Here is a 6,102-nt window from a genome sequence, read left to right as displayed (position 1 = left end):
GAAAACCCAGGCCCGAAGTCCGCCCCGGTCAAAGCCGACAGGCGTTGGGCCGCCATCCGAGCCGACCCAAACTGACTTCAACCCCGACCATCCAGCGCAAACAGCCGGTTTTTCCTCAGCCTGCTAAGCGTAAGCTCTGAAATCGTCATGTGTCGAAGCCCTCAGGGGCTTCAAATATCGTCGCTCAGACCGCTCTCGCAAAGATGGTGCCGGGACACCGCTCTGATGTCCGCTGTCAACAATTTGGGCGCACGTTGCCGCCCGCTCGGCTGAGCGGCTCATAATCCTCGCGCGTAGGTGGAGGCGGGGCCTGAAGGACGTCGGTGATCAAGCTCTGATGCGCAGGTTGGCTACCGCAGTTCCGAGTGTGCGTCCGGGGCGTTCCCTGTCTTACTGCGGGCGTCGGCCGGAGCCGGCCACAAAGCGTCTGACGGGAGTTCCCCTGCCGTGGCCCCGCCCCCGCCTGCGCGCGAGCTATGGACTCGTCGTCATTGCTGGCGACGAGGGGTTTAGGTCGATCGGGCATCCCGTCCGACACACCACATGAAGCCGACCAGTTCGCGGGCAATGGCCGTGCACACGACGGTCGTCTTCTTGCCCCTAGCGCTGAGGGCCCGGTAGCGTGCCGTCAGCCGAGTCTGCGCCTTCCAGGCGATCTCGCGCACCCTGGGCGAGGTCTGCTCCATCTTGTAGAGCTTCTTCGCTCCGACCCGAGGCGGTAGGTCCAGGCACTTTCGCCGAGCATATGCCGCACCCGCCCGTTGCCGGCCTTGGTGATCCCACCCCGCTTGACCGTGTCGCCCGTTGAGCGTTCGCTTGGCACGAGGCCGAGATAGCCCATTAGCTGGCGTGGGCTCTCAAAACGATTCAAGTCGCCGATTTCGGTGACGAAGGTCACGGCCACGATCAGATCGACGCCGCGTAGTGCCTGGAGCGCTCGCACCACGGGTGCCAGCGACCAAGTCGGCACGAACTCCTCAATCGCTGCCTCGAGCCGCTGCACGCGTTCCTTCGAGGTCCGAACAGCCTCGATCATTTCCTGCAGTGCGATCTGATGGGCAGGGTGATCGAACGTCTGCTCCTGCAGCCACCGGAGATATCGCATGGTCCAAGCCTTCGGCCGCGAGAAGACGCGGCTGTGCTTGAGCATGAAGCTAGTTACCTGTTGGCGATGGACGCGCTGGGTCTCGACCGCAGCGGCTCGGGCGCGAACCAGATCACGCATCGCCTCGTATCCCGCATCGGGCACCCACACCGCCGTGAGCTCTCCGGCTCGCAAGAGTCTCGCAAGGGCGATGGCGTCGCGCCGGTTAGTCTTGACCCGGTCACCAGGCTTCCTCGGGATCAGCGAAGGCGCCACGACCGTACAGGGATGGCCGAGAGAGATGATAAGGCGATGCAGCCCGTATCCTGTCGGGCCCGCCTCGTAGCAGAAATGCGCCCGATCGCAGCTCGCGGCAATCCGCTTCACCACCCTGCGCATGCTTTCTTCCGCCGCGTCCACCTCGCCGAAAAAGCGCACCTCGCCGCCGCGCTCACCATCAGCCACGGCGATAGCGTTCCGCGCCTTCGCGACATCGATCCCGACAAAAACTTCGCTACAATGTTCCACGGCTCGTCCTCCTGCGGTGAGGATCGGCTCGGCCACTCCGAGCAACCCTCGAAGGCGCAGTGTAGGGCGAGCCACTCCGGCTCAGCGGACATACGGTCTTACGAGAAGTCGACAAGCCCGACAAGTTCAGACCCCGAGGAACAACGCTCGTCCTTGACCTTCTAAACTGAACCCTGATGGATGGCATGTCGCCATCTTGCTCTCGAGGCTTCGACAATTTGACCGCAGCCACCAAATCGGCCGCGGATTCAAAATGCACATAGCAGGTGCCAAGCCGCGCACATGCCTACAGTAATGATCAATATCGAAGGCTCGGCCAGTGTCCTGCATCATGCAGGTAGCTTACAATGGTCGCTTGATCCGGTTGGCGATGACGCCGACGATGCCCTCGCGGAAGGTCATGACGCAGATCACGAAGATCACGCCTTGCACCACGGTGACCCAGGCTCCCAGCGAGGCGAGGTAGTTCTGCATGGAGACGATGACGAGCGCTCCGGCGATCGGCCCAAACACCGTGCCCAGGCCCCCGACCAGCGTCATCAGCACGACCTCGCCCGACATCGACCAGTGCACGTCGGTGAGCGACGCGAGCTGGAACACGATCGCCTTGGTCGAGCCGGCGAGGCCGGCCAGGCTGGCCGAGAGCACGAAGACGGCGAGCTTGTACTGGTTGGCGCGGTAGCCGAGCGAGATCGCGCGCGGCTCGTTGTCCCGGATCGCCTTGCAGACCTGGCCGAAGGGCGAGTGGATGATGCGGTACATCGCCAAGAGCCCGGCCATGAAGATCGCGGCGACGAGCCAGTACAGCGTGCGGTCGTCGGAGAGGTCGATCAGCCCGAAGAGCCGGCCGCGCGGCACGGCCTGGATGCCGTCCTCGCCGCCGGTGAAGCGGGGCGTCTGCAGCGAGAAGAAGAAGGCCATCTGCGCCAGCGCCAGCGTGATCATGGTGAAGTAGATGCCCTGCCGCCGGATTGCCAATGCGCCGATCAATGCACCCAGCGCGGCGGCAACGCTCGTGCCGAGCAGGATCGCCAGCTCCGGCGTCAGGCCCCAGTTCTTGGCGGTGAAGGCGCAGACATAGCTCGCCATGCCGAAATAGGCGGCGTGGCCGAACGAAAGCAGGCCGCCATAGCCAAGCAGCAGGTTGAAGGCGAGCGCAAACAGCGCAAAGCACAAAACCTTCATGACGAAGACCGGATAGGCCACGAAGGGCGCGATCACGAGCGCGATCGCGATCCCGATCATGATCGCGCGGTGCAGGCGCAGCGTGGCCTTGTCGGTCTCGCCGGGCAGGAGCGCGGCAGTGGGGACGTCGGTGGCGGCGATATCGGCCATGCTCAAATCCTCGTCGTGTCGTGGCGAGCGGCCATCACGCGGCCCGCCCGAACAGGCCCGCGGGCCGTACCAGCAGCACCAGCACCATGATGATGAAGATCACCGTCGCAGAGGCTTCAGGGTAGAACACCTTGGTCAGGCCCTCGATCAGTCCCAGCGAGAAGCCGGTGACGATGGCGCCGAGGATCGAGCCCATGCCGCCGATCACCACCACGGCGAAGACGACGATGATCAGGTCGGCGCCCATGTTCGGATTGACCGAGTAGATCGGCGCGGCGAGCACGCCGGCAAACCCCGCCAGCGCCACGCCGAAGCCATAGGTCAGCGTCACCATCAGCGGCACGTTGATGCCGAAGGCCTGGGTCAGGGTCGGATTCTCTGTCGCGGCCCGCAGATAGGCGCCGAGCTTCGTCTTCTCGATCAGGAACCAGGTCGAAAGGCAGACTACGAGCGAGGCGACGACGACCCAGCCGCGGTAATAGGGCAGGAACATGAAGCCGAGATTCTGACCCCCGCGCAGTTCGTCCGGGATCTGGTAGGGCAGGCCCGAGGAACCGTAGCTGTTGCGGAACAGGCCCTGGATGATCAGCGCCAGGCCGAAGGTCAAAAGCAGCCCGTAGAGATGATCGACATGGGCGATGCGCTTGAGCAGCAGCCGCTCGATCGCGACCCCGGTGAAGCCGACGATCAGCGGCGCGATCAGCAGCGCCGCCCAGTAGTTGATGCCGAGATAGTTCAGGCACATCCAGGCGACGAAGGCGCCCATCATATACTGCGCGCCATGGCTGAAATTGATGATGTTGAGCAGCCCGAAGATCACCGCCAGCCCGAGGCTGAGGATGGCATAAAACGAGCCGTTGATCAGGCCGAGCAGGACCTGGCCGAACAGAGCCTGGGGAGGAATACCGAGAAACTCGAACATGTCTTCAGACCCCCAGATATCGATGGAGTTTGTCGATATTCGCGTCAAGTTCAGCATTGGCGATCATGTCAATGACCCGGCCTTGCTCGACGACGTAGTGGCGATCGGCGACCGTCTGCGCGAACCGGAAGTTCTGCTCCACCAGAACGATGGTGAAACCTCTGCTCTTGAGCATCCGGATCGTGGCGCCGATCTGATCGATGATCACCGGGGCGAGACCCTCGGTCGGCTCGTCGAGCAGCAGCAGATTGGCACCGGTACGCAGGATGCGACCGATCGCCAGCATCTGCTGTTCGCCTCCGGAGAGCTTGGTGCCCTGGCTGGAGAGCCGTTCTTTGATGTTGGGGAAGAGCTCGAAGATCTGCTGGACCGAGAGCCCGCCCGGTTTCACCTGCGGCGGTAGCATCAGGTTCTCCTCGACCGAGAGAGACGAGAAAATCCCGCGTTCTTCGGGGACATAACCGATGCCCAGCCGGGCGATAGCGCGCGAAGGTAGCTGAATCGTTTCCTCCCCGGCGAAGGAGACCGAGCCCTTTCGCTTGCCGATCACCCCCATCATCGATTTCAGCGTCGTGGTCTTCCCGGCGCCGTTGCGACCGAGCAGCGTCACTACCTCGCCTTCGCCGACCTCCAGATCGATGCCATGCAGGACATGGCTCTCGCCATACCAGGCCTCGAGTTCACGCACCTGCAGCAGCGACTTCGTCGCGGCCCCGCCCGGGCGCTCCAGCACTGCCTCAGTGGCCATGGCCGACCCCCGAACCGATATAGGCCTCGACCACCCGCGGATCCTTCGAGACGGCGGCGTAGGTGCCCTCGGCCAGCACCTGTCCGCGCGCCAGCACGGTGATGCGGTCCGAAAGCGAAGCGACGACCGAGAGGTTATGCTCGACCATCAGAATGGTGCGGTTCTTCGAGACCTTGCGGATCAACGCCTCGATGCGCTCGACATCCTCGCGGCCCATGCCAGCCATCGGCTCGTCGAGCAGCAGCATCTCCGGGTCGAGTGCCAGCGTCGTCGCAATCTCCAACGCTCGCTTGCGGCCGTAGCTGAGCTCGACCGCCGGCAACTCGGCATAGGCAGAGAGCCCGACCGCCTCGACCAGCGCCAGCGCTTCACGATCGAGCGAGCGCAGCACCTCTTCCGAACGCCAGAAGTCGAACGAATCTCCGCGCTTACGCCGTTGTAGCGCGATGCGGACATTGGTCAGGACCGAAAGCTGCGGAAACACCGCCGAGAGCTGGAAGGAGCGCACCAGACCGAGCCGGGCGATTTCCGCGGGCTTCTCGCGAGTGATGTCGCGGCCGTTGAAGACGATCGATCCGCGCGTCGGCGCCAAGAACTTGGTCAGCAAATTGAAGCACGTCGTCTTGCCGGCGCCGTTCGGGCCGATCAACGCATGGATCGATCCGCGCGTGACCTGTAGATCAACCCCGCTGACTGCCGTAAAACCAGCGAATTCCATTGTGAGCCCTGAGGTCCCGAGGATAATATCGATTTCTTGTTTTGTTGGTTGCGGGTCGTCGTTCACTTGTTTCTCTCCCCCTGTCGGGCTCCGGGCGGGCCATGTTCAGAACAGCTGAGGTTCGGTGGTCTGCGCCGCGGACTTGCGGCACTTCCACCATCTCGCGCAGTTGCTTAATCGACTGCTTTCCCCTGCGGTGGTTCCGTTGCTGGCCACAGCGCGAATTTTAGTTTGGTTTAGCAGGTAGCGTGCCAGCTCGAAAACATCATTAAGTTCAGTTCGCTGCGAGCAAAGCGGATTCAAAATGTACTCACTGAGGACAATCCGCCGAGTGAATTGTCTGCGCGGAGGGCAGAGCAAACGGCCGAGACTGCCCGGCACTCAGGATCTTTTGCCAGTCCTTCAAGGGTAGCGATCAATTGCTCGAGCATGGGCCGATTGAGCGCATTGATCCGATCAGGTCGATTCAGCGTCACTTGGCTCCATCCATCACGGTTCGTCACTAGAACGGGTTCGTCCATATGAGTTCCTTTCTTGGGTGCAATAGGCGCCAGCTACCAGTGGTGACCTCGTCCGAAGAGCATGCGGTCCGGATGTCATCAACGGGCGTCAGCGCCCGATCTTGGCGAGTTCGGTTTCCAGCTCGGGCAGGATGGTGAAGAGGTCGCCGACGAGGCCGTAATCGGCGACCTGGAAGATCGGCGCCTCCTCGTCCTTGTTGATCGCAACGATGACCTTCGAATCCTTCATGCCGGCGAGATGCTGGA

The 6,102-nt window shown here is 62.7% G+C and carries 5 protein-coding genes and 2 pseudogenes; all 7 read right to left on the bottom strand.

Translation table 11 applies throughout. The annotated features are described in order from the left end of the window. Positions 1-509 precede the first annotated feature (509 nt). A pseudogene (locus AE618_RS24855) lies at positions 510-1,612 on the bottom strand (IS110 family transposase). A gap of 342 nt (positions 1,613-1,954) precedes the next feature. Further along, on the bottom strand, positions 1,955-2,947 hold the full coding sequence (locus tag AE618_RS24850; RefSeq protein ID WP_054211764.1) for a branched-chain amino acid ABC transporter permease: 993 nt from the start codon (positions 2,945-2,947) through the stop codon (positions 1,955-1,957). Positions 2,948-2,981: 34 nt separating this feature from the next. Next, the gene (locus AE618_RS24845) at positions 2,982-3,869 is read right to left on the bottom strand and encodes a branched-chain amino acid ABC transporter permease (protein ID WP_054211763.1); all 888 of its coding nucleotides are present in this window, start codon (positions 3,867-3,869) and stop codon (positions 2,982-2,984) included. Positions 3,870-3,873: 4 nt separating this feature from the next. Then, entirely contained in the window at positions 3,874-4,617 is a 744-nt protein-coding gene (locus AE618_RS24840; protein ID WP_054211762.1) for an ABC transporter ATP-binding protein, read from the bottom strand. Next, a complete protein-coding gene (locus AE618_RS24835; RefSeq protein ID WP_054211761.1) occupies positions 4,607-5,335 on the bottom strand; it encodes an ABC transporter ATP-binding protein in 729 nt (242 codons plus the stop codon). The genes AE618_RS24840 and AE618_RS24835 overlap by 11 nt, the downstream gene beginning before the upstream one ends. 299 nt (positions 5,336-5,634) lie before the next feature. Further along, positions 5,635-5,856, bottom strand: a complete 222-nt coding sequence (locus AE618_RS29195; RefSeq protein ID WP_156330482.1) for an enoyl-CoA hydratase/isomerase family protein — start codon at positions 5,854-5,856, stop codon at positions 5,635-5,637. Positions 5,857-5,944: 88 nt separating this feature from the next. After that, positions 5,945-6,102, bottom strand: a pseudogene (locus AE618_RS28275) (electron transfer flavoprotein subunit alpha/FixB family protein); the annotation flags it as partial.

The sequence above is a fragment of the Allobosea vaviloviae genome (assembly GCF_001298265.1).
GTDB lineage: Bacteria > Pseudomonadota > Alphaproteobacteria > Rhizobiales > Beijerinckiaceae > Allobosea > Allobosea vaviloviae_B.
Note: the sequence above shows the minus strand (reverse complement) of the source record. Positions and strands in the feature narration are given on the sequence as shown.